The sequence below is a fragment of the Streptomyces sp. NPDC001880 genome (genome assembly GCF_053594575.1).
Map to the genome: position 1 here is coordinate 85,565 of NZ_JBSFET010000008.1, position 24,216 is coordinate 109,780.

24 protein-coding genes and 1 pseudogene are annotated in these 24,216 nt (G+C 71.4%); 19 read left to right on the forward strand and 6 right to left on the reverse strand.

Translation table 11 applies throughout. The annotated features are described in order from the left end of the window. The first annotated feature begins 77 nt into the window (after positions 1-77). Positions 78-1,346 (forward strand): ABC transporter substrate-binding protein, encoded by a 1,269-nt coding sequence (locus ACWCQ6_RS07420; RefSeq protein WP_451086386.1) that lies wholly within the window; start codon positions 78-80, stop codon positions 1,344-1,346. 69 nt (positions 1,347-1,415) lie between these two features. On the opposite strand, the gene aceB is transcribed toward ACWCQ6_RS07420, so the two are convergent. Further along, complete coding sequence (aceB, locus tag ACWCQ6_RS07425; RefSeq protein ID WP_451086388.1) at positions 1,416-3,035, reverse strand: malate synthase A; 1,620 nt, start codon at positions 3,033-3,035, stop codon at positions 1,416-1,418. A 234-nt stretch (positions 3,036-3,269) separates the two neighbouring features. Further along, positions 3,270-3,875, reverse strand: coding sequence for a nucleotidyltransferase family protein (locus ACWCQ6_RS07430; RefSeq protein ID WP_451086390.1), 606 nt, complete (start codon positions 3,873-3,875; stop codon positions 3,270-3,272). Between the two features lie 257 nt (positions 3,876-4,132). On the opposite strand from ACWCQ6_RS07430, the gene ACWCQ6_RS07435 reads away from it, so the two are divergent. Next, a complete protein-coding gene (locus tag ACWCQ6_RS07435; protein WP_451086392.1) occupies positions 4,133-4,435 on the forward strand; it encodes a DUF5955 family protein in 303 nt (100 codons plus the stop codon). Positions 4,436-4,456: 21 nt separating this feature from the next. Here the strand turns inward: ACWCQ6_RS07435 and ACWCQ6_RS07440 are convergent, their stop codons facing one another. Further along, a complete protein-coding gene (locus ACWCQ6_RS07440; RefSeq protein ID WP_451086394.1) occupies positions 4,457-5,101 on the reverse strand; it encodes a response regulator in 645 nt (214 codons plus the stop codon). After that, a complete protein-coding gene (locus ACWCQ6_RS07445) occupies positions 5,098-6,306 on the reverse strand; it encodes a sensor histidine kinase (RefSeq protein WP_451086396.1) in 1,209 nt (402 codons plus the stop codon). The genes ACWCQ6_RS07440 and ACWCQ6_RS07445 overlap by 4 nt, the downstream gene beginning before the upstream one ends. Before the next feature lie 110 nt (positions 6,307-6,416). Between ACWCQ6_RS07445 and ACWCQ6_RS07450 the strand changes: the two genes are divergently transcribed. Both ACWCQ6_RS07450 and ACWCQ6_RS07455 read left to right on the forward strand, forming a co-directional pair. Beyond that, positions 6,417-7,511: an ABC transporter permease gene (locus ACWCQ6_RS07450; protein WP_451086398.1), complete on the forward strand. Its 1,095-nt coding sequence runs from the start codon at positions 6,417-6,419 to the stop codon at positions 7,509-7,511. Beyond that, complete coding sequence (locus ACWCQ6_RS07455; RefSeq protein WP_451086400.1) at positions 7,508-8,188, forward strand: ABC transporter ATP-binding protein; 681 nt, start codon at positions 7,508-7,510, stop codon at positions 8,186-8,188. Before ACWCQ6_RS07450 ends, ACWCQ6_RS07455 begins: the two co-directional genes overlap by 4 nt. A 53-nt stretch (positions 8,189-8,241) precedes the next feature. Here the strand turns inward: ACWCQ6_RS07455 and ACWCQ6_RS07460 are convergent, their stop codons facing one another. Beyond that, positions 8,242-9,042, reverse strand: coding sequence for an IclR family transcriptional regulator (locus ACWCQ6_RS07460; RefSeq protein WP_451086402.1), 801 nt, complete (start codon positions 9,040-9,042; stop codon positions 8,242-8,244). 363 nt (positions 9,043-9,405) lie between these two features. Here ACWCQ6_RS07460 and allB point away from each other — a divergent pair, with 363 nt between their 5' ends. The 8 genes and pseudogenes from allB to ACWCQ6_RS07500 all read left to right on the forward strand — a co-directional run bounded on the left by allB (position 9,406) and on the right by ACWCQ6_RS07500 (position 15,987). Continuing rightward, positions 9,406-10,749: an allantoinase AllB gene (gene allB / locus ACWCQ6_RS07465; RefSeq protein ID WP_451086404.1), complete on the forward strand. Its 1,344-nt coding sequence runs from the start codon at positions 9,406-9,408 to the stop codon at positions 10,747-10,749. A 2-nt stretch (positions 10,750-10,751) separates the two neighbouring features. After that, positions 10,752-11,867 (forward strand): allantoicase, encoded by a 1,116-nt coding sequence (alc, locus tag ACWCQ6_RS07470; RefSeq protein ID WP_451086406.1) that lies wholly within the window; start codon positions 10,752-10,754, stop codon positions 11,865-11,867. Positions 11,868-12,233: 366 nt separating this feature from the next. Further along, positions 12,234-12,563 carry a putative quinol monooxygenase gene (locus ACWCQ6_RS07475; protein WP_072486142.1) on the forward strand — a complete coding sequence of 110 codons (330 nt, stop codon included), beginning with the start codon at positions 12,234-12,236 and terminating at the stop codon, positions 12,561-12,563. Between the two features lie 451 nt (positions 12,564-13,014). Further along, positions 13,015-13,638 carry a dihydrofolate reductase family protein gene (locus ACWCQ6_RS07480; protein WP_451086408.1) on the forward strand — a complete coding sequence of 208 codons (624 nt, stop codon included), beginning with the start codon at positions 13,015-13,017 and terminating at the stop codon, positions 13,636-13,638. Positions 13,639-13,737: 99 nt separating this feature from the next. Next, positions 13,738-13,921: pseudogene (locus tag ACWCQ6_RS07485) on the forward strand (EamA family transporter); the annotation flags it as partial. Between the two features lie 103 nt (positions 13,922-14,024). Next, entirely contained in the window at positions 14,025-14,285 is a 261-nt protein-coding gene (locus ACWCQ6_RS07490) for a hypothetical protein (RefSeq protein WP_451086410.1), read from the forward strand. A gap of 63 nt (positions 14,286-14,348) precedes the next feature. Beyond that, positions 14,349-15,545, forward strand: a complete 1,197-nt coding sequence (locus tag ACWCQ6_RS07495; RefSeq protein WP_451086412.1) for a cytochrome P450 family protein — start codon at positions 14,349-14,351, stop codon at positions 15,543-15,545. A 16-nt stretch (positions 15,546-15,561) separates the two neighbouring features. After that, on the forward strand, positions 15,562-15,987 hold the full coding sequence (locus ACWCQ6_RS07500) for a PaaI family thioesterase (RefSeq protein ID WP_451086414.1): 426 nt from the start codon (positions 15,562-15,564) through the stop codon (positions 15,985-15,987). Positions 15,988-16,011: 24 nt separating this feature from the next. Here the strand turns inward: ACWCQ6_RS07500 and ACWCQ6_RS07505 are convergent, their stop codons facing one another. Beyond that, positions 16,012-17,034, reverse strand: coding sequence for a Gfo/Idh/MocA family protein (locus ACWCQ6_RS07505; protein ID WP_451086416.1), 1,023 nt, complete (start codon positions 17,032-17,034; stop codon positions 16,012-16,014). A gap of 137 nt (positions 17,035-17,171) precedes the next feature. Here ACWCQ6_RS07505 and ACWCQ6_RS07510 point away from each other — a divergent pair, with 137 nt between their 5' ends. From ACWCQ6_RS07510 to ACWCQ6_RS07540, 7 genes are all read left to right on the forward strand, one after another. Then, positions 17,172-17,930 (forward strand): GntR family transcriptional regulator, encoded by a 759-nt coding sequence (locus ACWCQ6_RS07510; RefSeq protein WP_451086418.1) that lies wholly within the window; start codon positions 17,172-17,174, stop codon positions 17,928-17,930. 92 nt (positions 17,931-18,022) lie between these two features. Then, positions 18,023-19,021: a sugar ABC transporter substrate-binding protein gene (locus tag ACWCQ6_RS07515; RefSeq protein ID WP_451086420.1), complete on the forward strand. Its 999-nt coding sequence runs from the start codon at positions 18,023-18,025 to the stop codon at positions 19,019-19,021. A 164-nt stretch (positions 19,022-19,185) separates the two neighbouring features. Then, positions 19,186-20,199: a sugar ABC transporter substrate-binding protein gene (locus ACWCQ6_RS07520; protein ID WP_451086422.1), complete on the forward strand. Its 1,014-nt coding sequence runs from the start codon at positions 19,186-19,188 to the stop codon at positions 20,197-20,199. After that, the gene (locus ACWCQ6_RS07525; RefSeq protein ID WP_451086424.1) at positions 20,196-21,248 is read left to right on the forward strand and encodes an ABC transporter permease; all 1,053 of its coding nucleotides are present in this window, start codon (positions 20,196-20,198) and stop codon (positions 21,246-21,248) included. The genes ACWCQ6_RS07520 and ACWCQ6_RS07525 overlap by 4 nt, the downstream gene beginning before the upstream one ends. Beyond that, positions 21,245-22,105 carry an ATP-binding cassette domain-containing protein gene (locus ACWCQ6_RS07530; RefSeq protein ID WP_451086426.1) on the forward strand — a complete coding sequence of 287 codons (861 nt, stop codon included), beginning with the start codon at positions 21,245-21,247 and terminating at the stop codon, positions 22,103-22,105. Before ACWCQ6_RS07525 ends, ACWCQ6_RS07530 begins: the two co-directional genes overlap by 4 nt. Before the next feature lie 130 nt (positions 22,106-22,235). Further along, on the forward strand, positions 22,236-23,399 hold the full coding sequence (locus tag ACWCQ6_RS07535) for an ROK family glucokinase (protein WP_451086428.1): 1,164 nt from the start codon (positions 22,236-22,238) through the stop codon (positions 23,397-23,399). 14 nt (positions 23,400-23,413) lie between these two features. Next, positions 23,414-24,004 carry a hypothetical protein gene (locus ACWCQ6_RS07540; RefSeq protein WP_451086430.1) on the forward strand — a complete coding sequence of 197 codons (591 nt, stop codon included), beginning with the start codon at positions 23,414-23,416 and terminating at the stop codon, positions 24,002-24,004. Positions 24,005-24,216 lie beyond the last annotated feature (212 nt).

Consider the following 24,216-nt stretch of genomic DNA (forward strand, 5'->3'; position numbering starts at 1 on the left):
CGCATGGGCACTGACTGACGATATGGCAGAATCTGCCACAAGTGCATGTGCTGGATTAGCAAGAGGTGGCAAGAGCGGTGCGTCGGCGGCAGTTCCTTCTTCAGACGGCCGGCCTCGCCGGCACCACGGCCGCGCTCGGGCTCACCGGCTGCTCGACGAGCAAGGATGTGAAGCTCCGTCTGCTCGTGGCCAGTTACGACAAGAGCATCGGCGCTTCGCTCAGCGACCAGTGGGACGACGTCGTCGCCGCTTTCGAGAAGCAGCACGCCGGGATCAGGATCGAGCTGGAGCGGGTTCCCTACACCAAGATCGACAAGACGCTCGCCCAGCGGGTCGAGGAGGGCCGGGCGCCCGACATCGCGCAGTCGAACGTCTTCGCGCCGTACGCCGAGGACGGCCGTCTCTACGACATGAGCCAGCTGTTCGACATCGCCACCCAGGCCGACTTCATCCGGTCCTTCATCGAGGCGGGCACGGTCGACAGCGTCACGTATGGAATTCCCTTCCTGGCCAGCACGCCCCGGCTCTTCTGCAACAAGGAGCTCTTCCGGCGGGCCCGCGTCAGTGATGCCCCCACGTCGTGGGACGAGTTGCGGGCGGCCGCCCAGGCGCTGAAGGCGATCGGCGTGAAGACGCCGTACGGGCTCCAGTTCGGACCCGAGGCGGCCGAGGACGAGGCGCTGTCCTGGCTGCTCGCGGCCGGCGGCGGCTACACGGGGGAGGTCGGGGAGTACGACTTCGTGAAGCCGGAGAACGTCGAGGCTCTGACCTGGCTGCGGGACGAGTTGGTCGCCGGGGGGCTGGCCGGTGCCGACCCCACGAAGCTCAACCGGACCGACGCCTACGCCCAGTTCCTGCGGGGCGAGATCGGCATGATGATCGCCCACCCGATGCTGATGGGCGCAGCCGATCAGGCCAAAATCCCTTATGCGCACGCCGCGTTCCCCACGAAGGACGGCGGGGACGCCCCTCCGGTGGGGATCAGCGACTGGCTGATGGCGTTCCGGCGCAACGACCACCGCAAGGAGTGCGGCACCTTCCTCTCGTTCCTCTACAGCGGGAAGTCCGCCCTGACCTACGGCGGCAGCCAGTCCGCGCTGCCCGTGACGTACTCCGCCTCCGACGCGGCGACCGGGAAGCCCGATGAGCAGCCTCTGTCGCCGTTCATCGAGCAGCTGGCGAACGCCCAGTTCGCACCGGTCAACATGCGCTCCTGGCCCGCCGTCAGGGGCATGATCCGCACCGATGTGGCGCAGGCGGTGATGAGGGGCGGCGACCCCGAGGCCGTGCTCACCGCGCTGGACGAGTCGGCCGTCAAGGCGGACATGGAGGCGGCGACCGCCTGACGGCCACATGCCTGCCCCCGGCGCTGTGCGGTGCCGGGGGCAAGGCGTTCCGGTCCGAGGTGCGGGGGATCAGCCCAGTTGCTCGTACGCGGGCAGCGTCAGGAAGTCCGCGTAGTCCTGGTTCAGGGAGACCTGGAGCAGGAGGTCGTGGGCCTGCTGCCACTTGCCGGCGGCGAACGCCTCGTCACCGATCTCGGCGCGGATCGCGGCGAGTTCCTCGGTGGCGACCTTGCGGGCCAGCTCGGCCGTGGCGTGCTCGCCGTTCTCGAAGACCACGTCCGCGTTGATCCACTGCCAGATCTGCGAGCGGGAGATCTCCGCGGTGGCGGCGTCCTCCATCAGGTTGAAGATGGCGACCGCGCCCAGGCCGCGCAGCCAGGCCTCGATGTAGCGGATGCCGACCGCGACGGCATTGCGCAGGCCCTCGTAGGTGGGCCTGGCGTCCAGGGTGTCGATGGCGATCAGGTCGCCGGCGGCCACCGAGACGTCCTCGCGCAGGCGCTCCTTCTGGTTCGGCCTCTCACCCAGGACCGCGTCGAACGAGGCCATGGCGATCGGGACCAGGTCCGGGTGGGCGACCCAGGAGCCGTCGAAGCCGTCGTGGGCCTCGCGGTCCTTGTCGGCCTTGACCTTCTCGAAGGCGATCCTGTTGACCTCGGCGTCGCGGCGGGACGGGATGAAGGCGGCCATCCCGCCGATGGCGTGCGCGCCGCGCTTGTGGCAGGTGCGCACGAGGAGTTCGGTGTACGCCCGCATGAACGGGGCGGTCATCGTCACCGCGTTGCGGTCCGGCAGGACGAACTCGGAGCCGGCGTCGCGGAAGTTCTTGACGATGGAGAAGAGGTAGTCCCAGCGTCCCGCGTTCAGTCCGGAGGCGTGGTCTCGGAGCTCGTAGAGGATCTCCTCCATCTCGTACGCGGCGGTGATCGTCTCGATCAGGACGGTCGCGCGGACCGTGCCCCGCGGGATGCCGACATAGTCCTGCGCGAAGACGAAGATGTCGTTCCAGAGGCGGGCCTCCAGGTGCGACTCCGTCTTCGGGAGATAGAAGTACGGGCCCTTGCCGAGGTCGATGAGGCGCTGGGCGTTGTGGAAGAAGTAGAGGCCGAAGTCGACCAGCGCGCCGGGCACCGGGGTGCCGTCGAGCCGGAGGTGACGCTCGTCCAGGTGCCAGCCGCGGGGACGGGTGACGACGGTGGCGAGCTCCTCGGCGGGCTTCAGGGCGTACGACTTGCCGGACCCGGGGTCGGTGAAGTCGATGTTGCGGGTGTATGCGTCGATCAGGTTGAGCTGGCCGAGGACGACGTTCTCCCACGTGGGGGAGGACGCGTCCTCGAAGTCGGCGAGCCAGACCTTCGCGCCCGAGTTCAGGGCGTTGATGGTCATCTTGCGGTCGGTCGGACCGGTGATCTCCACCCGGCGGTCGTTCAGCGCGGCCGGGGCCGGGGCGACCTTCCAGGAGTCGTCCGCGCGGATCGCTGCCGTCTCGGGCAGGAAGTCCAGTGTGGACGTACGGGCGATCTCGGCGCGGCGCTCGGCGCGGCGGGCGAGCAGCTCGTCACGGCGGGGCGTGAACTGCCGGTGCAGCTCGGCCACGAATGCGAGGGCCGCGTGGTTGAGGACCTCGTCCTGCCGGGGCAGGGGCTCGGCATCGACGATGGCCAGCGGGGACGGCGCCGGTGCGGACATGAGCTGTCACTCCTTCAGCGGGCGGTGCGGGGTGGCGTCTCACGGCCGCCGGGTCGCCTGGAACGGCACGGCGTGCCTGGGCTCCGGGATACGGGTGTGGACGCCGCCTGAGGTGCAGAGGGCTTCTGGCCAGTGGATAGTAGTTTCCTCATGGTGGAAGTTCAATGCTTTGTTGATGTCGAGATTCTCGGGTCGACAGAAGTGGCGCGTTGCCGGCGCAGCCTGCCGGTCAGGTCACCCGAGGTGCTTCAGGTCCTCCACCGTGTCGATGTCGTACGCCTGAGCCACATCGGAACATTCGACGAGCGTGATCGCATCGCGGTGCGCCCGCAGATACGCGCGGGCGCCCTGGTCGCCCACCGCCTCCGCCGCGACCTCCGCCCACAGGCCGGCCCCGAACAGCACCGGATGGCCGCGTTCCCCGCCGTACGCGGCGGCCGCGATCCCGGTCGGGGAGCGGTACGCCGAACGCACCCGCGCCACCGCTCGGGCGCCGATGCCGGGCTGGTCGACCAGGAGGACGAGCGCCGCGTCCGCCCCCGTGCCGGCCAGCGCCTCGAGCCCGGCCCGCAGCGACGAGCCCATGCCCTCGGTCCAGCCGGGGTTGACGGTCACCGTGCACCCGCCGAGGTCGGCACGGGCCCGGACCTCGTCCGCGGCGGCGCCCAGGACCACATGGACGGGACCGCAGCCGCCGTCCCGCAGCACCCCCACCGCGTGTTCGACCAGTGGCCGGCCATGGTGTTCGAGCAGTGCCTTGGGGCGGCCGCCGAGCCGCCGTCCCCCGCCCGCGGCGAGCAGCAGTCCGGCGACCTCGGGGGTGGGTGTTGTCGGAGTCATGCGGCCTGGATACCCCAGCGGCCCCCGGAAACGCACCCTTCGCTCGAGCAAGCGGAAGAGGTGCGAGCGGCAGTGGCGTCCACCGCGCTACACACACATCACCCGTACGGGAGCCTCCGAATCTTGTCTGCGGAGTGGCGCTCGACGCCTGTCATGGCGTTAACTTGCGCGCACGTCCGGACACTTGGCCACGGTGTGGGGGACCGGTCGGAACACTGGCACAAGGATGTGCGAGGGGGAGTGCTTTGTTGCGAAGCGTGGGACAGACGCGAGTGACCAGCAGTGGTGAGGATCCGAGGGTGACCGAGCTGCGCACGGCCGTCGCCCGGCTCCGCCGCGAGCTGGCGGGACATCCGGGCGAATTCCCGGACCGGGGGATCGCCGAGGACGAACTGGCCGCACTGAACGAGATGGCGGCGGGCGGTGTGCCCGAGATTCCGCGCCTGCGCCGTTCGCTGCTGCTGATCGCGGGGGCGATCGGCTCGGTGAGCGCCCTGGCCCCCGCGCTCAGGGACGTACGAGTCGCCGTCGATCTCTTCGGCGAGCCGCCGCGCGGCTGAACGGCGGCACAGAGGCCGGATTCAGCGGCGGATCAGCCTGCGGGCCGTCGCCGCCGCGACCGCCGAGGTGCGGGAGTCCACACCCAGCTTGGCGTAGATGTGCACCAGGTGGGACTTCACGGTCGCCTGGCTGAGGAAGAGCCGCTTGCTGATCTGGAGGTTCGACAGCCCCTCGCCGACCAGTTGCAGGACCTCCAGCTCGCGCTTGGTCAGGGCCTCCGCGGGTGTCCGCATGCGGTCCATCAGCCGGTGGGCGACAGCCGGTGCGAGCGCCGAGCGGCCGGCCGCGGCCGTGCGTACCGCCGCCGCCAGCTCCTCCGGCGGGGCGTCCTTGAGCAGATAGCCGGCGGCGCCCGCCTCGACCGCGGCCAGGATGTCGGCGTCCGAGTCGTACGTGGTGAGGATCAGGACCCGGGGCGCGTCCGGCTCGGCTGTGATGGCGGCGGTCGCCTGGGAGCCGTGCATGCCCGCGCCGAACTGCAGGTCCATCAGGACGACGTCGAAGCCGCCGGTCGCGGCGAGCGCGACGGCCCGTTCGGCGGTGGCCGCCTCGGCGACCACTTGGAAGCCGGGTTCGGAGTCGAGCACGGCCCGCAGCCCTGCCCGTACCACCGGATGGTCGTCGGCGAGCAGCAGCCTGATGGGGGTGTTGGCGGGGGTGGTCATGCGGCGTCCTGTCCTGGCCGGCCATCGGGGATCGGGAGGGGAAGCGTGAGGGCGACTGCGGCGCCCTGACCGGGGGCCGACTCGACGCTGAGGGTGCCGCCCAGCGAACGGGCCCGCGCACGCATCGCGGGCAGTCCGAAGCCCCCGGTCTCCCGGTCCGCGACGACCGGGCCGGCGCCCGGGGTGAAACCGCAGCCGTCGTCGACCACGTCCAGCGACACCGAGGTGCCCATGAAGCTGAGGGTGATCTCCGCGCGCCGGGCCCCGGCGTGCCGCACCGTGTTGGCCAGCGCCGACTGGGCGGTACGCAGCAGCGCCACCTCGTACGGGGTGGGCAGTTCCACCGGCGTGCCGCTCACCGCGAACTGCACCGTGAGACCGGGGCCGGTCGTGCGGGACGAGAGGCGCTCCAGGGCCGCCGCCAGGGATCCGTTCTCCAGGTCCGGCGGCGACAGGGCGCGCACGAAGCGGCGGGCCTCCGCGAGATTGTCCTGGGCGGCCTCGCGGGCCCGGCGGACGTGTGCGGTGGCGAGGGCGTCGGAGTCCAGGGTGCGTTCGGCGGCGCGCAGCAGCAGCTGGATGCTGGACAGACCTTGTGCCAGCGTGTCGTGGATCTCGCGGGCCAGCCGCTCGCGCTCGGCCAGCGTGCCCGCGGCGCGTTCCGCCTCGGCCAGCTCCGCCCGGGTCGACATCAGCTCCTCGATGAGCTCCCGGCGCCGTTCGTTCTCCCGGGACAGCGCCTCGTACCCGAGGACCGTCGCGACCGCGACCGCCGCCCCGAGCAGCGGCCCGATGAAGGTGCCCGGGTTGATGGCCTGGCCGTGCAGCACGAAGCCCGCGATGGCGGCGAGGGCGGTGGCGGCGACGGCCGGCAGGGCCCAGCGCGTCGGCAGCAGATGCAGTTGCAGGAAGTAGAGCGGGAAGGCCACCCACAGGCTGTCCGGCGACAGGACGAGCAGCGTCAGCCATACGGCGCCGAGCGCCGCGAGCCACAGCGCGGCGGCGCGGGTGCGCGGCTGCACGGCGGGGGCGAGCGCACCCGCCGCGTACAGGGCGGCCATCACGCTGCTGACCACGACGACGGCCCTGGGGTGCGTGTCGTCGGCAATGGCCCGTACCGCCGCGAGGGCGAGCAGCCCGACCAGCAGCGCGTGCAGACACAGCCGCAGTGCGGCGCTGACCGGGGGGTGGGCGCGGGTATCCATGATTCATCCAGCGTAGACGCGGGCCGGCGGGGGCCGGTCAATCGAAAGGTTGATGTCGGGCCCCACCGCCGGGCGATGTTTCCGGCGGCCGCGCCGACGAGGCTGGGAGCATGTTCGTCGCATGGAGAGATCTCCGGTTCGCCAAGGGCCGGTTCGCGCTCATGGGCTCGGTCGTGGTGCTGATCACGCTGCTCGTGGGCCTGTTGTCCGGGCTCACCGCCGGTCTGGCCCGGGAGAACACCTCGGCCGTCACCGGGCTGAACGCCGACCACCTGGCGTTCGCCGCCCCGCCCGACGGCCGGTCGGTGTCCTTCACCGACTCGGTCGTCGAGGAGAGCGCCTGGCGGAGCTGGGCGGAGCGGCCCGATGTGAGCGGTGCGGAACCGCTCGGCATCCGTACGCTCAACGCCGCCGCCGTCCGGGGCGGGCACACCGCCGCGGTGTCCGCCTTCGGGGTCGAGCCCGACGGAGGCCTGGCGCCCACCGGCGGCGCGCGGGTCGGCCCGGGGAAGGTGGTGCTGTCCGCCCAGGCCGCCGAGGACCTCGCGGCCGGAGCAGGCGACCGGCTGCGGATCGGCTCCACCGAGGTCACCGTCGCGGCCGTCGCGGGGGACGCCTCGTACAGCCACACGCCCGTCGTGTGGACCTCGCTCGACGACTGGCAGCGGTTCGGCGGCGACGGGGAGGGCCGGGCCCGGCACGCCACCGTGATCGCCCTGACCACCACCGACGGCGCCGATCTCGGCGCGGGCGACAAGGCGGCCGGCACCAGCACGCTCTCCCTCGCCGACTCGCTCACCGCCATCGGCTCCTACCAGGCCGAGAACAGCTCGCTCCAGCTGATGCGCGGCTTCCTGTTCGCCATCTCCGCCCTGGTCATCGGTGCCTTCTTCACCGTCTGGACGATCCAGCGCAGCGGCGACGTCGCCGTACTCAAGGCGCTCGGCGCCTCCACCCCGTATCTGCTGCGCGACGCGCTCGGACAGGCCGTCGTGATGCTGGCCATCGGTACGGGCCTGGGCACCGCGCTCGCCTCCGGGCTCGGAGCCCTGATCAGCGGCGGGGCCGTGCCGTTCGTCCTCGACGCGGCGACCGTCCTGGTCCCGGCGGCCATCATGATCGTCCTCGGTGCGCTCGGGGCGGCCCTGTCCATCCGGCGGATCACCGCCGTCGACCCGCTCACCGCACTCGGGAGTGCCCGATGACCCTCACCCTCGCCGACGTCACCCTCACCTACCCGGACGGCGACGGCCGGCTCACCGCCCTCGACCGGATCTCGCTGGACGTGCCCGCCGGGACGCTCACCGCGGTCGTCGGCCCCTCCGGCTCCGGCAAGTCCAGCCTGCTGGCGGTGGCCGCGACCCTGGTCACCCCGGACGAGGGCCGGGTGGTCGTCGCCGGTACGGACACCACGGGCCTGGGCCGCGCGCAACAGGCGCAGCTGCGCCGCGAGCAGATCGGCATCGTATTCCAGCAGCCCAACCTGCTGCCGTCGCTCACTGCGGCCGAACAGCTCCAGGTGATGACCCACCTCTCGGGCGGCGCGGTACGCGGAGCCCGCGGCCGGGCGCTGGAACTGCTGGACGCGGTCGGCCTGGCGGACCATGCCGGACGCAGACCGCACCAGCTGTCGGGCGGACAGCGCCAGCGGATCAACATCGCGCGGGCCCTGATGAACGACCCGGCGGTGCTGCTGGTCGACGAGCCGACCAGCGCGCTCGATCACGAGCGGGGCGCCGCGGTGCTGGACCTGCTGGTCACGCTGACCCGGGAACGCTCGACGGCGACGGTGCTGGTCACCCACGACCGGACCCATCTGGACCGGGTGGACTGCACGGTCCGGATGGACGACGGCCGTCTGACGGCGGCCGAACCGGTCTGAGAAGGGGAGAGGGGGTGGGTGGCCGGGCGCCACCCACCCCCTCTCGCGTTGTCTCAGCCGGTGGAGCCGCTGCTCGCCAGCGCGTCGGAGAGTTCCTTCGCGGCCTGCTGGAGGATCGGCACGATCCGCTCGGTCGCCGCGTCCGTCACCCGGCCCGCCGGACCGGAGATCGAGATCGCCGCCGAGGTGGGGGAGTCGGGGACGGGGACGGCCAGGCAGCGGACCCCGATCTCCTGCTCGTTGTCGTCGACCGCGTAGCCGGCCCGGCGGACCTGCTCCAGCGCTTCGAGGAAGCCGTCGGGAGTGGTGATCGTCTTCTCGGTGGCGGCGGGCATGCCGGTACGGGCGAGCAGGGCGCGTACCTCCTCCGGGGGCGTGTGCGCCAGCAGCGCCTTGCCGACCCCGGTGGAGTGCGGCAGCACCCGGCGGCCCACCTCGGTGAACATGCGCATCGAGTGCTTGGACGGCACCTGCGCCACGTACACGATCTCGTCGCCGTCGAGCAGTGCCATGTTCGCGGTCTCGCCGGTCTCCTCGACCAGGCGGGCGAGGTAGGGGCGGGCCCAGGTTCCCAGGAGCCGGGACGCGGACTCGCCGAGCCGGATCAGCCGCGGGCCCAGCGCGTAGCGCCGGTTGGGCTGCTGGCGCACATATCCGCAGAGCACCAGCGTGCGCATCAGACGGTGAATGGTCGGCAGCGGGAGCCCGCTGCTCGCGGAGAGTTCGCTCAGCCCGACCTCACCCCCGGCGTCCGCCATCCGCTCCAGCAGATCGAAGGCACGCTCAAGGGACTGCACACCACCGCTGGGCGCGGCGGGCTTGGAGTCGGATGTGCTGGCGTGGGACGGCGGCACGTCAACGGTCCTTTCGAGGCGGAAGAGCTGGTGCCCCGCCCGGCGAGGCACCCAGCAGCCTACCGGGCGGTTCCCGGTCGGCGCACAGCTCCGGGTGCGGCGTCCTGGCCGGTCAGAGCACGTTTGTCCGGGTGCCGGCTGTCGGCGGGGCAGTTCTGCGGGGGGCGTACCGGTCCCATGTTAAGTTCCGCTGTTCAAAATGTGTCTTTTACTTTGTGGAAATCTCCAGTCGTGGGCGCGGGGTGGCCCGGCGGTTGTCCGGCGAGGAGAGTGAGGTCTTGACGGGTCCGAATCCCGAGTGAAGACTCCTTCAACAGTTCGTTGAATTCGTCGGCGTTCGAAAGTCCGAAGTGAGGAGCACGGGTGTCCGGTGCGGACGTGAGGCTGGTATTGCGCTCGACGCGTGTGGTCACCCCGGACGGGACGCACCCCGCAGCGGTCGCCGTTGCCGGCGGGAGGATCGACGCCGTCCTGCCGTACGACACCGAGGTGCCGGCCGGTGCCCGGCTCGTGGACTTCGGCGACGACGTCCTGCTGCCCGGACTCGTCGACACACATGTCCATGTGAACGACCCGGGCCGCACGGAGTGGGAAGGCTTCTTCACCGCCACCCGCGCGGCGGCGGCCGGCGGCATCACCACCCTGCTCGACATGCCGCTCAACTCCCTCCCGCCGACCACCACCGTCGGCCACCTGCGCACCAAGCAGCAGGTGGCCGCCCCCAAGGCGCACATCGACACCGGCTTCTGGGGCGGTGCGATCCCGTCCAACGTCAAGGACCTGCGGCCGCTGCACGAGGCCGGGGTGTTCGGCTTCAAGTGCTTCCTCTCGCCCTCCGGCGTGGAGGAGTTCCCGGAGCTCGGCCAGGAGCAGCTGGCCCGCTCCATGGCGGAGATCGCCGGATTCGGCGGGCTGCTGATCGTGCACGCCGAGGACCCGCGCCACCTGGCCTCCGCCCCGCAGCGCAGCGGCCCCGCGTACGCCGACTTCCTCGCCTCCCGGCCGCGCGACGCCGAGAACACCGCGATCGAGGGCCTGATCGCGCACGCCAGGCGGCTGAACGCCCGCGTCCACGTCCTTCATCTGTCCTCCGGCGACGCCCTGCCGATGATCGCGGCAGCCAAGCGCGAAGGCGTACGGATCACGGTGGAGTCCTGCCCGCACTTCCTCACCCTCACCGCCGAGGAGGTCCCGGACGGCGCCACGGAGTTCAAGTGCTGCCCGCCGATCCGCGAGGCCGCCAACCAGGACAGGCTGTGGGAGGGGCTGGCCGACGGGACGATCGACTGCATCGTCTCCGACCACTCGCCGTGCACCACCGACCTCAAGACGCCGGACTTCGCCTCCGCCTGGGGCGGGATCTCCTCCCTCCAGCTCGGACTGCCCGCCATCTGGACCGAGGCCAGGAGGCGCGGACACTCGCTCGGCGACCTCGCCCGTTGGATGTCGGCCGCCCCCGCCGAACTGGCCGGGCTCACCCGGAAGGGTGCCATCGAGGCCGGCCGGGACGCGGACTTCGCCGTGCTCGCCCCCGACGACACGTTCACCGTCGACCCCGCCGAACTCTTCCACCGCAACCAGGTCACCGCGTACGCCGGAAAGACCCTGCACGGCGTCGTGAGGTCGACATGGCTGCGCGGCGAACGGATCGCGGCCGACGGCGCGGTCGCCGGACCCACCGGCCGACTCCTCGAAAGGAACCAGTGACCATGACGGCGACCGAGCGCTTCACCGGTGACGCGAACCCGTACGGCGGCGGCGACCCGTACGCCGACTACCGCACCGCGGATTTCCCCTTCACCGGCCTCGTCGACCTCGCCGACCGGCGGCTCGGCGCGGGCGTGATCGCCGCCAACGACGAGTTCTTCGCCGAGCGCGAGAACCTGCTGAGGCCGGAGCCCGCCGAGTTCGACCCCGAGCGCTTCGGCCACAAGGGCAAGATCATGGACGGCTGGGAGACCCGCCGCCGACGCGGCGCGAGCGCGGACGTGCCGCACCCGGCCGACGAGGACCACGACTGGGCGCTGGTACGGCTCGGCGCGCCCGGAATCGTCCGCGGCATCGTCGTCGACACCGCCCACTTCCGCGGCAACTACCCGCAGGCGGTCTCCGTCGAGGCAGCCTGTGTGCCCGGCTCCCCGTCGCCCGAGGAACTCCTCGCGCCCGAGGTCGAGTGGACAACGCTCGTACCCCGTACGCCCGTTGGCGGACACGCGGCCAACGGCTTCGTGATCGCGGCCGAGCAGCGGGTCACCCATCTGCGGGTCAACCAGCACCCCGACGGCGGAATAGCCCGCCTGCGGGTGTACGGCGAGGTCACCCCCGACCCCGCCTGGCTGGCCGCCCTCGGCACCTTCGACCTGGTCGCCCTGGAGAACGGCGGCACGGTGGAGGACGCCTCCGACCGCTTCTACTCCCCGGCCACCAACACCATCCAGCCCGGCCGGTCCCGCAAGATGGACGACGGCTGGGAGACCCGCCGCAGGCGCGACCGGGGCAACGACTGGATCCGCTACCGGCTCGTCGAGCAGGCGGAGATCCGCGCCGTCGAGATCGACACCGCGTATCTGAAAGGCAATGCGGCGGGCTGGGCGAGCCTTTCCGCTCGTGACGGCGAGAGCGGCGACTGGACCGAGGTGCTGCCCCGGACCCGGCTGCAGCCCGACACCGACCACCGCTTCGTCCTGCCGGAGGCGGTCCGGGCCACGCACGTCCGGATCGACATCTTCCCGGACGGCGGAATCTCCCGGCTGCGGCTGTTCGGCTCACCGACCGAGGAAGGCGCCGCACGGCTGACGGCCCGCCACCGCGAGCTGGGAGGCTGAGGGCTCGCAGATATACAACCTGCGCGCGAGCATCGTGCTTACCTGGGACGTAAGGTCCCAGAGCAGACAAGTCAATTCTCTGCGAGCCCTGAGGGCTGTCCCGTAATCACCGGCGAGCTGCACGACGACAGTTGCGGCACCTCGCCGCGTTGTCGAAACGCCCGAATGCGGCCGGTGCGCGGACCTCCCTCCGCCTTTCGGCGTACCGCATCCGACGCCGCGCGCCGATCCACCGGGCATCACGGGACAGCCCTCGGCTTCCACATGCATCGGACCTCGGTCCGGACGAGGAGTCCGGGACCGGGTCCGACGCCGTCCGGGTGTGCCCGATGCGTCCTCGTCCAGGGCATATGCGACCCTTGGCGCATGATCTTCATCGCCGTCAAGTTCACCGTCCGCAGCGAAGAGCGCGACAACTGGCTCCCGGCCGTCGAGCCCTTCACCCTCGCCACCCGGCAGGAGCCGGGCAACGTCTTCTTCGAGTGGTCGTACAGCGTCGAGAACCCCGACCAGTTCGTCCTGCTGGAAGCCTTCGCCTCCCCCGAGGCCGGCGAGGCCCATGTGAAGTCCGAGCACTTCGCCTCGGCCATGGACCTGATGGCGGATCTCGTCGCCGAGACCCCGGAGATCATCAACGTCGAGGTGCCGGGCGAGGGTTGGTCCCGGATGGCGGAGGTCACCCCGCGCTCCCGGTGACGTCGCACGCCGCCGGGACCGCCTCCGGGCCGGCCGAGTCCGCCCGCAGGGCGATGCCGCGCCGGCCGTACGAGCGGACCTCCTCGACGACCGCCGGCGCGGCCGCCTCGTCCTGTACGTATGTCAGTGCCGCATCGACGCCGTCCCGGGCGAGCCGCAGGGCGGCAGCGGCGCCGATGCACCCGGCTGCCCCCGGTGACGAGCGTGGCCCGGGCCGTGTCGGTGACGGTGTTGCTCATGATGGAGTCCTCGCAGGTCGGTGATGTTTCCTCGGGCGCCTCGACATGCGTCGTGCGCTCCGTACGGACGAGAAAAGTCCTTCCGGCCGGCCGCCACCGGCGGGAATCGGGCGCCGACGCGGGGCTCCGCCCAGGGCCGGACCGATGAGTTCCGGGCGGCGGCGGGGTCGGAAGAGAAGGACGCCCCCCCCGACCGCAACAGGAGAAGGACCATGACGAAACTGACTCTCACCACATTCCTGTCGCTCGACGGTGTCATGCAGGCACCGGGCGCCCCCGACGAGGACCGCAGCGGCGGATTCGAGTACGGCGGCTGGACCGTGCCGTTCGCGGACGAAGACATGATGTCTTTCATCAACGAGCTGTTCGGACGTGCGGCGGCCTTCCTCCTGGGCCGCCGCACGTACGACATCTTCGCCGCGTACTGGCCCAGGGTGACCGACCCCGGCCACCTGGTGGCGAGCCGCCTCAACGCGCTCCCCAAGCACGTCGTCTCGACCACCCTCGAATCGCCCGATTGGCACGACACGACCGTCATCTCCACCGAAGTCACCGAGGAGATCGCCCGCCTCAAGGAGCACACGGAGGGCGGCGAGCTCCAGATCCACGGCAGCGGCGCGCTCGCCCGGTCCCTGATGGCCCACGGCCTGATCGACGAGTACAACCTCCTCGTCTACCCGGTGGTGCTGGGCCGGGGCGACCGTCTCTTCCCGCAGGGCGGGCTGCCGACCGCCTTCGAGCGGACCGAAGCGCGGGAGACCCCCAGCGGCATCTCGATCCACACCTACCGGCCCGCGGGCCCGGCACGGTTCGGGAGCTTCCCGATCGACGCCTGAGAGGGCTGTTCGGGACGGGGCGACGCCGGTACGGTGATCATTCCCCGTGCGAGCCGTCGAGGTCTCCACATCGTCCCTGTGGAGAACCAGGAGAACCCGTCGGTACGCCGCACCTCGCCGTCCCGGGTGAGCCTGCTGCTCGGCACCGAGCCCGCTCTGGGCCGCCGCCGTGGGCATCGCGATCGGAGGCGAACGGCTCGGGGTGCTCGGAGCGGCCGGCGCGGTGCTCGTCCTGGCCGGTACCGCCTGGGGCCGCCGTGCGGTGACTCCGGCCGCTCCCTGAGCGAGGCGGCGGCCTCCACACCCGTCCGAACGTCTCGTGTTCCGGGACTCTGGTCGTCCGACGCGTCCGTGCGGCCGGGGTCATCCGTCCGGCCCGGGTGGCTTTGCCTGGTCCTCGCCCCGTACAGCCGTATCTGCGCCCCGACCCGGAGACCTCGTTACTCACCGAGCGGGAACGCGAGGTCGCGGGCGCCCCCGCGCGCGGCCGTTCCGACGCCGAGACCGCCGCGACGCCCTGTCCCGGCGTGACGACAGGGGTGTCCCGGATCCTGGCCGGGTTCGGCTTCACCGACCGCGTCCGGATCGCGCTGCTGGTGCACGACGCGGGCCTGCTCGACGACGACGGCGTACAGCCGGCGACATAGGGTGAACCGGCCGGTCCGGAGCGACCGGGCCGAACGAGCCGTCAGACCGGGAAGGGCGATCCCATGTCCGATGCCAGTGGCCGTACCGAGGTCGATGTCGATCTGCGCGGGTTCGCGGACTTCACCGCGAACCCGTATCCGTACTACGGGAAGCTGCGCGCAGCGGGCCCGGTGCACACCGTGCGCACCGATGAGTTCGAGTGCGTCTGGCTGGTGGTGGGGTACGACGAGGCCCGCGCGACCCTCGCCGACCCGAGGTTCGCCAAGGACTGGCGGGGCCTGCCGGGCGCACCCGTCGAGAGCGACCCCATCTTCCTCAACATGCTGGACCTGGATGCGCCCCACCACACCCGGCTGCGCAAGCTCGTCGCCCGGGAGTTCACCGCCCGCCGGGTCGAGGCCCTGCGTCCGCGCATCCAGCAGATCACCGACGAACTCCTCGACGCGATGGTGCCCGCCGGGCGCGCCGATCTCGTCGACGCGCTCGCCTTCCCGCTGCCGATGACCGTCATCTGCGAGCTGATCGGTGTCCCGGACCTGGACCGCGGTGCCTTCCGACGGCTGTCGAACGGTGTCATCACCCCCGCCTCGCCGGAGCAGGAGTTCGAGGCGGTGCGCGCCATGAACGAGTACCTGCGCGAACTCATCGAGGACAAGCGGTGCTCGCCCGGCGACGACCTGATGAGTGCTCTGGTCAGGACGCGCGACGAGGAGGGCGACGGTCTCTCGCCCGACGAACTGGTCGGCATGGCCTTCCTGTTGCTGGTCGCCGGACACGAGACCACGGTCAACCTGATCGCCAACGGGGTACGGGCGCTGCTCGACCACCCCGGCCAGCTGGCGGCCCTGCGGGACGACCCGGAGCTGATCGGCGGCGCGGTCGAGGAGATGCTGCGCTACGACGGGCCGGTGGAGAACGCCACGTTCCGCTATCCCCGTGAGCAGGTCGAGATCGGGCAGCGGGTCATTCCGGCGGGCGCGCCGGTCCTGGTGTCCCTGGCGGGCGCCGACCGGGACCGCGGCCGCTACCCGGAACCGGACACCTTCGACATCCGCCGCGACACCCAGGGGCACTTGGCCTTCGGCCACGGCGTCCACTTCTGCGTGGGTGCGCCGCTGGCCCGCATGGAGGGCCGGATCGCGATCCGTACACTGCTGGAGCGCTGCCCCTCCCTCGCCCCGGACGCGGCAGCAGGGGAGCTGGACTGGATTCCCGGGATGCTGATGCGCGGGGTGCGCGGGCTGCCCGTCCGCTGGTGAGACAAGGAGCTCCGTCATGACCGGACTTGACCTGCGGATGGCGCGGAAGGTGCTCGACAGCCAGCCGTTCAGTGGACTCGTGGGGGCGCGGATCACCGCCTTCGGGGACGGCTCGGCCACCCTCGAAGTGGACATGCGTCAGGACCTCCAGCAGCAGAACGGCTTTCTGCACGGCGGGGTCCTGGCCTACGCGGCCGACAATGCGATCACCTTCGCCGCCGGCACCACGCTCGGCCCGGCCGTACTGACCGGTGGTTTCTCCATCCAGTACGTCCGGCCCGCCACCGGTGCCACCCTCGTCGCCCACGCCGAGGTCGCGCACAGCGGCCGCCGTCAGGCGGTGGTCCGCTGCGAGCTGTTCGCCGAGGGGAAGGACGGGGAGCGGACTCTCTGCGCGGTCGCCCAGGGGACCGTGCTGTCGGCCGCCCCGCCGTCCTCCTGAACCGGACGGCGAGCCCGTCGCCGGTCAGGCGGAGGGCCGCGCCGCGCCGTCGGCGATCTCCGCGATCGTCACGGGGCGGCGCTCCCGGCGGGACACCTCGCACGCCTCCGCGACCAGCAGCGCGAACCACGCCTCCCGGCCGTCGCAGGGATTGGGCAGTTCACCCCGCACCACCCGTACGAACGCGTCCAGTTCGGCCTCGTACGCCGGGGCGAACCGCTCCAGGAAACCGGGCCACGGGCCGGCAGGGGCCGGCGGGCCCTGGGGTTCGGCCGAGGTGACCGGTGTGCGGCCGTCCAGGCCGACCGTGATCTGGTCCAGCTCGCCCGCCAGTTCCATCCGTACGTCGTACCCGGCGCCGTTGCAGCGGGTGGCCGCCGCGGTGGCCAGGGTGCCGTCGTCGAGGGTCAGCAGGACCGCCGCCGTGTCGACGTCGCCCGCCGCCCGGAACATCCCGGGCCCGGCATCCGACCCGGCGGCGTACACCTCCGTCACCTCGCGGCCGGTCACCCACCGCAGCATGTCGAAGTCATGGACCAGGCAGTCCCGGTACAGCCCCCCGGAGAGCGGGAGGTACGCGGCGGGCGGCGGGGCGGGGTCCATCGTCACCGCCCGCACGGTGTGCAGCCTGCCCAGCGCACCGGCCCGCACGGCGGCGCGGGCCGCCCGGTAGCCCGCGTCGAACCTCCGCATGAAGCCCAGCTGGAGCACGCTGCCGGCCCGGTCGACCTCGCGCAGCGCGCCCAGGGTCCCCGGCAGGTCCAGGGCGATCGGCTTCTCGCAGAAGGCCGGGAGTCCCGCCCGCGCCGCCCGGCCGATCAGCTCCGCGTGCGCCGAGGTGGCCGAGGCGATCACCACGGCGTCCACCCCCGCGCCGAACACCTCGGCGGCGCCCGGCACGGCCGTCGCGCCGGTGCGGTGCGCGACCTCGGCTGCCCGCGCCGCGTCGGTGTCCGTCACCATCAGAGCGTCCACCTCGGGATGGCGGGCCAGCACGCCCGCGTGGAAGGAACCGATCCGGCCGGTGCCGATGAGTCCGATACGCATGGACCCAACGTGCCGCCCGCCGGCTGCGCTGTCAACCATATGTCCTGACAATGTCCGGCTTGTTCGTTCGTCCTGCTGTCCTGACAACAGGACGACCGGACTACCGGAGGTTCTGACGTGAGGGTTACCCTCCACGCGTGTCCAAACCCACCACCGACCCCGCCGCACTTGAACTCGGCGTGGACCGCACCAGCCCGATCCCGCTGTACTTCCAGCTGGCCCAGCAGCTGGAGGCGGCCGTGGAAGAGGGCCGGCTCGCCCCCGGCAGCCTCCTCGGCAACGAGATCGAGCTCGCGGCCCGGCTCGGCCTGTCCCGGCCCACGGTCCGCCAGGCCATCCAGTCGCTGGTCGACAAGGGGCTGATGGTCCGCCGCCGAGGCGTCGGCACCCAGGTCGTGCACAGCGCGGTCCGGCGCCCGCTCGAACTGAGCAGCCTCTACGACGACCTGGAGGCCGCGGGCGGACACCCTGCGACCCGCGTGCTGCGCAACGCCGTCGAGCCCGCCGGCCCCGAGGTGGCCGAAGCCCTGGCGGTCGCCGAAGGCACCGGCGTACACCTCGTCGAGCGGCTGCGGTACGCCCACGGCGAGCCGCTGGCACTGCTGCGCAACCACCTGCCGCCCGGAGTCGTCGACCTGGACACCGAACGGCTGGAGGCCACCGGCCTGTACCGGCTGCTGCGCGGCGCCGGCATCACCCTGCACAGCGCCCGCCAGACCGTCGGCGCCCGGCTCGCCACCGCCGACGAGGCTGCCGGGCTCGCCGAGACGGAGGGCGCCGCCCTGCTGACGATGGAGCGCACCACCTTCGACGACACCGGACGGGCCGTCGAGTTCGGCTCCCACGTCTACCGGGCCTCGCGCTACAGCTTCGACTTCCAGCTGCTCGTACGCTGACGACGGCCGCAGGGCCCGTTGACGTCCCGTACGCCCGCCGCTAGAAATCCTCCAGCCGCACTCGGGCGGCCGGGAGAGAAGGCGGACCCACCATGCGTAGCTCTCGCAAGGCAGCAACCCTGATCACCGTCGCCCTCGGAATCGGCATCGCCGTCTCCGGCTGCAGCGGCTCCGGCGGCAGGAGCGCCGAGGAGAAGCCCGCGGGCGCGGGCGCCGGCGCCGCCACCACTCCCCGGATGAAGATCGCGATGGTCACGCACTCGGGGGAGGGCGACACCTTCTGGGACATCGTGCAGAGCGGCGCGAAACAGGCGGCGGCCAAGGACAACGCCGAGTTCCTGTACTCGGCGAACAAGGAGGGCAGGGAACAGGCCCAGCTCGTGCAGGCCGCCATCGACCAGAAGGTCGACGGGCTGATCGTCACCCTCGCCAAACCGGAAGCCGTCCAGGACGTCGTCACCAAGGCTGTGAAGGCCGGCATACCCGTGGTGACCATCAACTCGGGCGCGCAGTTCTCCGAGCGGCTCGGCGCGCTCGGGCACATCGGCCAGGACGAGAAGGTCGCGGGCGAGGCGGTCGGCGAGGAACTCGACGCACGGGGCCGCAAGAAGGCCGTCTGCGTCATCCACGAGCAGGGCAACGTCTCGCTGGAGGAGCGCTGCGCCGGGGTCCGCAAGACCTTCGGCGGCCGGGTCGAGAACCTCAACGTCGACGGCACCAACATGCCGGCCTCCACCTCCTCCATCGAGGCGAAGCTCCAGGCGGACAAGGACATCGACGCGATCGTCACCCTCGGCGCCCCCTTCGCCGCCGCCTCCGTCAAGGCCAAGGAGGGATCCGGCAGCACGGCGGAGGTCGACACCTTCGATCTGAACGCCGAGGTCGTCAAGCGGCTGAAGGCGCACGAGGTCGGCTTCGCGGTCGACCAGCAGCCCTATCTCCAGGGCTACCTCGCCGTCGACGAACTCTGGCTGAACCGGACCAACGGCAACGTCGTCGGCGGCGGAAAGCCGGTGCTCACCGGTCCGGCGATCGTCACCGCCGAGGACGTTCCGCAGCTGGAGAAGTACACGGCGCGCGGTACCCGGTGAACCTTCCGGACACCCCGGTGCGCACCCGGTGCCGACACACGCGTCCCGCCCCTGCCGGGCGGCGCCGCCGACCGCTCGGGGATACTTGGCCAGCCGGGCCGGGTGTGTACCATCCCCGGCCCCACCTGGCAGCACAGCGAGCAGCACAAGAAGGGCACGGCGTCGTGGCAAGGGTTCGGACAGGGGTACGTGCGATGGGCGCCGTGCTTGCGGCGGTGCTCGGGGCCTCCCTCGTGGGATGCAGCAGCACCGGTGGCAAGCGGGCGGAGGAGCGCGAGGCCCGTGCCGCCGCCGAGGGCCGGCCCGTGGTGGACACGCCCCGCTGGACCTTCGCCATGGTCACCCACTCGGGCGACGGGGACACCTTCTGGGACATCGTCCAGCGTGGTGCCGAGCAGGCGGCCGCCAAGGACAACATCAAGTTCCTGTACTCGCACAGCGACGAGGCGCAGCAGCAGGCCCAGCTCGTGCAGGCCGCCATCGACCAGAAGGTCGACGGGTTGATCGTCACCCTCGCCAAGCCCGATGCCATGAAGGACGTCGTGGCCAAGGCCACCAAGGCCGGCATCCCGGTGATCACGGTGAACTCGGGCTCCGCGGAGTCCGAGCGGTTCGGCGCGCTCGCCCACATCGGCCAGGACGAGTCCATCGCGGGCGAGGCGGTCGGCGAGGAGCTCAACGCACGGGGCCGCAAGAAGGCGCTCTGCATCCTGCACGAGCAGGGCAACGTCGGTCACGAGCAGCGCTGCGCCGGAGCGAAGAAGACCTTCGACGGACAGATGCAGAACCTGTACGTCGAGGGCACCAGCATGCCCGACGTCCAGGCGTCCATCGAGGCCAAGCTCCAGGCCGACAAGAGCATCGACGCGGTCGTCACCCTCGGCGCGCCGTTCGCGGACGCCGCCGTCAAGGCGAAGACGACCGCGGGCAGCAAGGCCGAGATCGACACCTTCGACCTGAACGCCAAGGTCGCCACGGCCCTCCAGGACAAGACCCTCGGCTTCGCGGTCGACCAGCAGCCCTACCTCCAGGGGTACGAGGCGGTCGACCTGCTCTGGCTCTACCGCTACAACGGCAATGTGCTCGGTGGCGGCCGCCCGGTCCTCACCGGACCGCAGATCATCACCTCGAAGGACGCTGCCGAACTCGCCCAGTACACGAAGCGGGGGACCCGATGAGCACGATCGCCGGACCGTCCGCCCCGGCCGGGGCGGACGAGCGGCTGATGCGCACCTCACCGCTGCGCAGGCTGCTCGGCCGCCCCGAGCTCGGCTCGGTGGTCGGTGCCGCGGCCGTCTTCGTCTTCTTCTCGATCGTCGCCGACAGCTTCCTGCGCGCCTCCAGCCTCGGCACGGTGCTCTACGCGGCCTCGACGATCGGGATCATGGCCGCGCCGGTGGCGCTGCTGATGATCGGCGGCGAGTTCGACCTCTCCGCCGGTGTGCTGGTCACCAGCTCCGCGCTGATCTCGTCGATGTTCAGCTATCAGATGACGGCCAACGTCTGGGTCGGCGTCTTCGTCTCACTGCTGGTCACCCTGGCCATCGGGGCGTTCAACGGCTTCATGCTGACCCGCACCAAACTGCCGAGCTTCATCATCACGCTCGGCACGTTCCTGATGCTGACCGGCCTCAATCTGGGCTTCACCAAGCTCATCAGCGGGACCGTGTCCACCAAGGCCATCGGCGACATGGAGGGCTTCGACTCGGCCCGCAAGGTCTTCGCCTCGCAGTGGACCGTCGGCGGCGTCGAGTTCAAGGTCACCATCCTGTGGTGGGCCGTACTCGTCGCGATCGCCACCTGGATCCTGCTCCGCACCCGCTTCGGCAACTGGATCTACGCCGTCGGCGGCGAGGCCGACGCGGCCCGCGCGGTCGGCGTCCCGGTGGTCCGCACCAAGATCGGGCTCTACCTCGGGGTCGCCTTCGCCGCCTGGGTCTCCGGCCAGCACCTGCTGTTCTCGTTCGACGTGGTGCAGTCCGGCGAGGGCGTCGGCAACGAACTGATCTACATCATCGCGGCCGTCATCGGCGGCTGTCTGATCACCGGCGGCTACGGCTCCGCGATCGGCTCCGCGGTCGGTGCCTTCATCTTCGGCATGACCAGCAAGGGCATCGTGTACGCGGAGTGGAACCCGGACTGGTTCAAGTTCTTCCTCGGAGCCATGCTGCTCCTGGCCACCCTGCTCAACGCATGGGTACGCAAGCGCGCGGAGGCGACGAAATGACGGCCCCCAAGGCACCGGCCGGCCAGGAGGCGCCCCACCGGGCGCTCGTCGAGCTGGACCACGTCAGCAAGTACTACGGCAACATCAAGGCCCTGACGGACGTCTCGCTGGAGGTCCACGCGGGCGAGATCTCCTGCGTGCTCGGTGACAACGGCGCCGGCAAGTCCACCCTGATCAAGATCATCTCCGGGCTGCACCGGCACGACGCCGGGACCGTCCTCATCGACGGCGAGGAGACCACCCTCGCCAACCCGCGCGACGCCCTGGACCGCGGCATCGCCACGGTGTACCAGGACCTGGCCGTCGTCCCCCTGATGCCGGTCTGGCGCAACTTCTTCCTCGGCTCCGAGCCGACCACCGGCTCCGGCCCCTTCAAGCGCCTCGACGTACGGCTGATGCGCGAGACCACTCGCTCCGAGCTGCTGCGCATGGGTATCGACCTGCGCGACGTCGACCAGCCGATCGGCACCCTCTCCGGCGGCGAGCGCCAGTGCGTCGCCATCGCGCGGGCCGTCTACTTCGGTGCCAAGGTCCTCGTCCTGGACGAGCCCACCGCCGCGCTCGGCGTCAAGCAGTCCGGGGTCGTGCTGAAGTACGTCGCGGCCGCCCGCGACGCGGGTCTGGGCGTGGTTCTCATCACGCACAACCCGCACCACGCGTATCTGGTCGGTGACCGTTTCGTGCTGCTGAAGCGCGGCGCGATGTCGGGCAGCCACACCAGGGCGAGCGTCACGCTGGACGAGCTGACCCGCCAGATGGCGGGCGGCAGCGAGCTGGAGGAGCTCAGCCACGAGCTGGAACGGGCCCCCGCGCCTACCCGTCTCGGCGGTCATCCGGTCCCCCGCAAGCCCGAGTAGCCCCCGGCCGGGACCGGCCCCGTACCCACGGTCCGCCAGCCCCGGCGCCCCGGCAGTGGCAGAATCGAGCCCGACGGGCGCAGTCCGCCGCCGGGAGTACCGCCCGGCTCCCCCAGACCCCGCAGGGACGATGAGCACGTACCGCGACTTCACACACCGCGGCTCCGCCCGCGCCACCGTCCTGCGGACCGTGGGCACCCGGGAGCGGCGCTCGCACCTCACGGCCCCGCGGGTTCCCACCGTCGGCATCGACATCGGCGGTACGAAGGTGATGGCGGGCGTCGTCGACGCGGACGGCAACATCCTGGAGCAGCTGCGCACCGAGACGCCGGACAAGTCCAAGAGCCCCAAGGTCGTCGAGGACACCATCGTCGAGCTGGTCCTGGACCTCTCCGACCGGCACGATGTGCACGCCGTGGGAATCGGCGCGGCCGGATGGGTCGACGCGGACCGCTCCAGGGTGCTCTTCGCCCCGCACCTCGCCTGGCGCGACGAACCCCTGCGCGACGCCCTCGCCTCCCGCCTGGTCGTCCCCGTCATGGTCGACAACGACGCCAACACCGCCGCCTGGGCCGAGTGGCGCTTCGGCGCCGGCCGCGGCGAGGACCACCTCGTCATGATCACGCTCGGCACCGGCATCGGCGGCGCGATCCTGGAGGACGGCCAGGTCAAGCGCGGCAAGTACGGCGTCGCCGGTGAGTTCGGCCACATGCAGGTGGTGCCCGGGGGCCACCGCTGCCCCTGCGGGAACCGCGGCTGCTGGGAGCAGTACAGCTCCGGCAACGCGCTCGTCCGGGAGGCCAAGGAGCTGGCCGCCGCGGACTCCCCGGTGGCCCAGGGAATCATCGAGCGGGTCAAGGGCAACATCCCCGACATCACCGGTCCGCTGATCACCGAACTGGCCCGCGAGGGCGACGCGATGTGCGTCGAGCTGCTCCAGGACATCGGCCAGTGGCTCGGTGTGGGCATCGCCAACCTGGCTGCCGCGCTCGACCCTTCCTGCTTCGTCATCGGGGGCGGTGTCAGCGCCGCCGACGACCTGCTCATCAGCCCCGCCAGGGACGCCTTCAAGCGTCATCTCACCGGTCGCGGCTACCGGCCCGAGGCCCGGATCGCCAAGGCACAGCTCGGCCCGGAGGCGGGTATGGTCGGCGCCGCGGACCTGGCCCGGCTGGTGGCCCGCAGATTCCGCCGTACCAACCGTCGCCGCGTCGAGCGTCACGAGCGGTACGCCCAGATCTACGACCAGGCCGCGAGCACCATCCGTAACACGCGCAATACCCGCACCTCCTAGGGATCCCCAGACACATGACCGCAGCCGAGCACCCCGTCCTGCCGCGTCAGTCCTCGCCGCCCGACGACGGGCGGCCGCCGCAGGACCGGCGCCGGATGATCTACCGCCGGCTGATCACGGCGACCATCATCGTGCTGCTCATCGGTATCCCGGCCGGCTATTTGCTGATCTCCGCCGGACAGAGCCGCCGCTCCGGCCAGAACAAGGAGGCCGAGGCCGCCGCGCAGGGGCTCCAGGAGGGCTGGCCGTCCCGGATGCAGCGCCGGATCTACGAACTGCCGATGCCCGGCAATTCCCAGGACGTGCAGTACTACGAGACCAACAACTGGAAGGCCAGCCGGCTGTACGTGGAGTTCCGCACCACGTCCGCCGGGCTGGACCGCTTCCTCGGCCGGATGGGCAGCGGGCGCTCCGACCTGGAGACCGGCAAGGTGACCATCAGCGATCGCGACCAGGAGGTCTCGGGCTGGAAGTTCGGCCCCGGGGTCGAATGGGCGGGCACCACGCACACCAACGAGGACCCGCGGCCCACCCAGGACATCACGGTGAACATGACCGATCCGATGAACCCCGTCGTCTACGTCGTGTCCGCGGCGACCCCCTGATCCGGCCGGTCCCGGACGGATCAGGGGGCGACCGGTGCCACCGCTACGAGTTCCACGCCGGAGACGACGGACAGGCCGGTGCCGCAGGAACCGGTGTCCGCCCTGACGGCAGCGAGGAACCGGAGCGAGAAGCAACCCGCGAGGCCGGCGCACGAGTGGATGAGCGCACCCCCGAGGCGGGTGCGGTTTCCGGCATGAACCGCGGCGGCAGG

Excerpts from the sequence above, each read along its gene's own strand:
- ACWCQ6_RS07535 (WP_451086428.1), top strand. The coding sequence starts at position 22,236 with ATGAGCACGTACCGCGACTTCACACACCGCGGCTCCGCCCGCGCCACC.
- ACWCQ6_RS07430 (WP_451086390.1), bottom strand. The coding sequence starts at position 3,875 with ATGACTCCGACAACACCCACCCCCGAGGTCGCCGGACTGCTGCTCGCC.
- ACWCQ6_RS07505 (WP_451086416.1), bottom strand. The coding sequence starts at position 17,034 with ATGCGTATCGGACTCATCGGCACCGGCCGGATCGGTTCCTTCCACGCG.
- ACWCQ6_RS07480 (WP_451086408.1), top strand. The coding sequence starts at position 13,015 with ATGACGAAACTGACTCTCACCACATTCCTGTCGCTCGACGGTGTCATG.
- ACWCQ6_RS07495 (WP_451086412.1), top strand. The coding sequence starts at position 14,349 with ATGTCCGATGCCAGTGGCCGTACCGAGGTCGATGTCGATCTGCGCGGG.
- alc (WP_451086406.1), top strand. The coding sequence starts at position 10,752 with ATGACGGCGACCGAGCGCTTCACCGGTGACGCGAACCCGTACGGCGGC.
- ACWCQ6_RS07530 (WP_451086426.1), top strand. The coding sequence starts at position 21,245 with ATGACGGCCCCCAAGGCACCGGCCGGCCAGGAGGCGCCCCACCGGGCG.
- ACWCQ6_RS07525 (WP_451086424.1), top strand. The coding sequence starts at position 20,196 with ATGAGCACGATCGCCGGACCGTCCGCCCCGGCCGGGGCGGACGAGCGG.
- aceB (WP_451086388.1), bottom strand. The coding sequence starts at position 3,035 with ATGTCCGCACCGGCGCCGTCCCCGCTGGCCATCGTCGATGCCGAGCCC.
- ACWCQ6_RS07475 (WP_072486142.1), top strand. The coding sequence starts at position 12,234 with ATGATCTTCATCGCCGTCAAGTTCACCGTCCGCAGCGAAGAGCGCGAC.
- ACWCQ6_RS07450 (WP_451086398.1), top strand. The coding sequence starts at position 6,417 with ATGTTCGTCGCATGGAGAGATCTCCGGTTCGCCAAGGGCCGGTTCGCG.
- ACWCQ6_RS07540 (WP_451086430.1), top strand. The coding sequence starts at position 23,414 with ATGACCGCAGCCGAGCACCCCGTCCTGCCGCGTCAGTCCTCGCCGCCC.
- ACWCQ6_RS07515 (WP_451086420.1), top strand. The coding sequence starts at position 18,023 with ATGCGTAGCTCTCGCAAGGCAGCAACCCTGATCACCGTCGCCCTCGGA.
- ACWCQ6_RS07445 (WP_451086396.1), bottom strand. The coding sequence starts at position 6,306 with ATGGATACCCGCGCCCACCCCCCGGTCAGCGCCGCACTGCGGCTGTGT.
- ACWCQ6_RS07455 (WP_451086400.1), top strand. The coding sequence starts at position 7,508 with ATGACCCTCACCCTCGCCGACGTCACCCTCACCTACCCGGACGGCGAC.
- ACWCQ6_RS07500 (WP_451086414.1), top strand. The coding sequence starts at position 15,562 with ATGACCGGACTTGACCTGCGGATGGCGCGGAAGGTGCTCGACAGCCAG.
- ACWCQ6_RS07440 (WP_451086394.1), bottom strand. The coding sequence starts at position 5,101 with ATGACCACCCCCGCCAACACCCCCATCAGGCTGCTGCTCGCCGACGAC.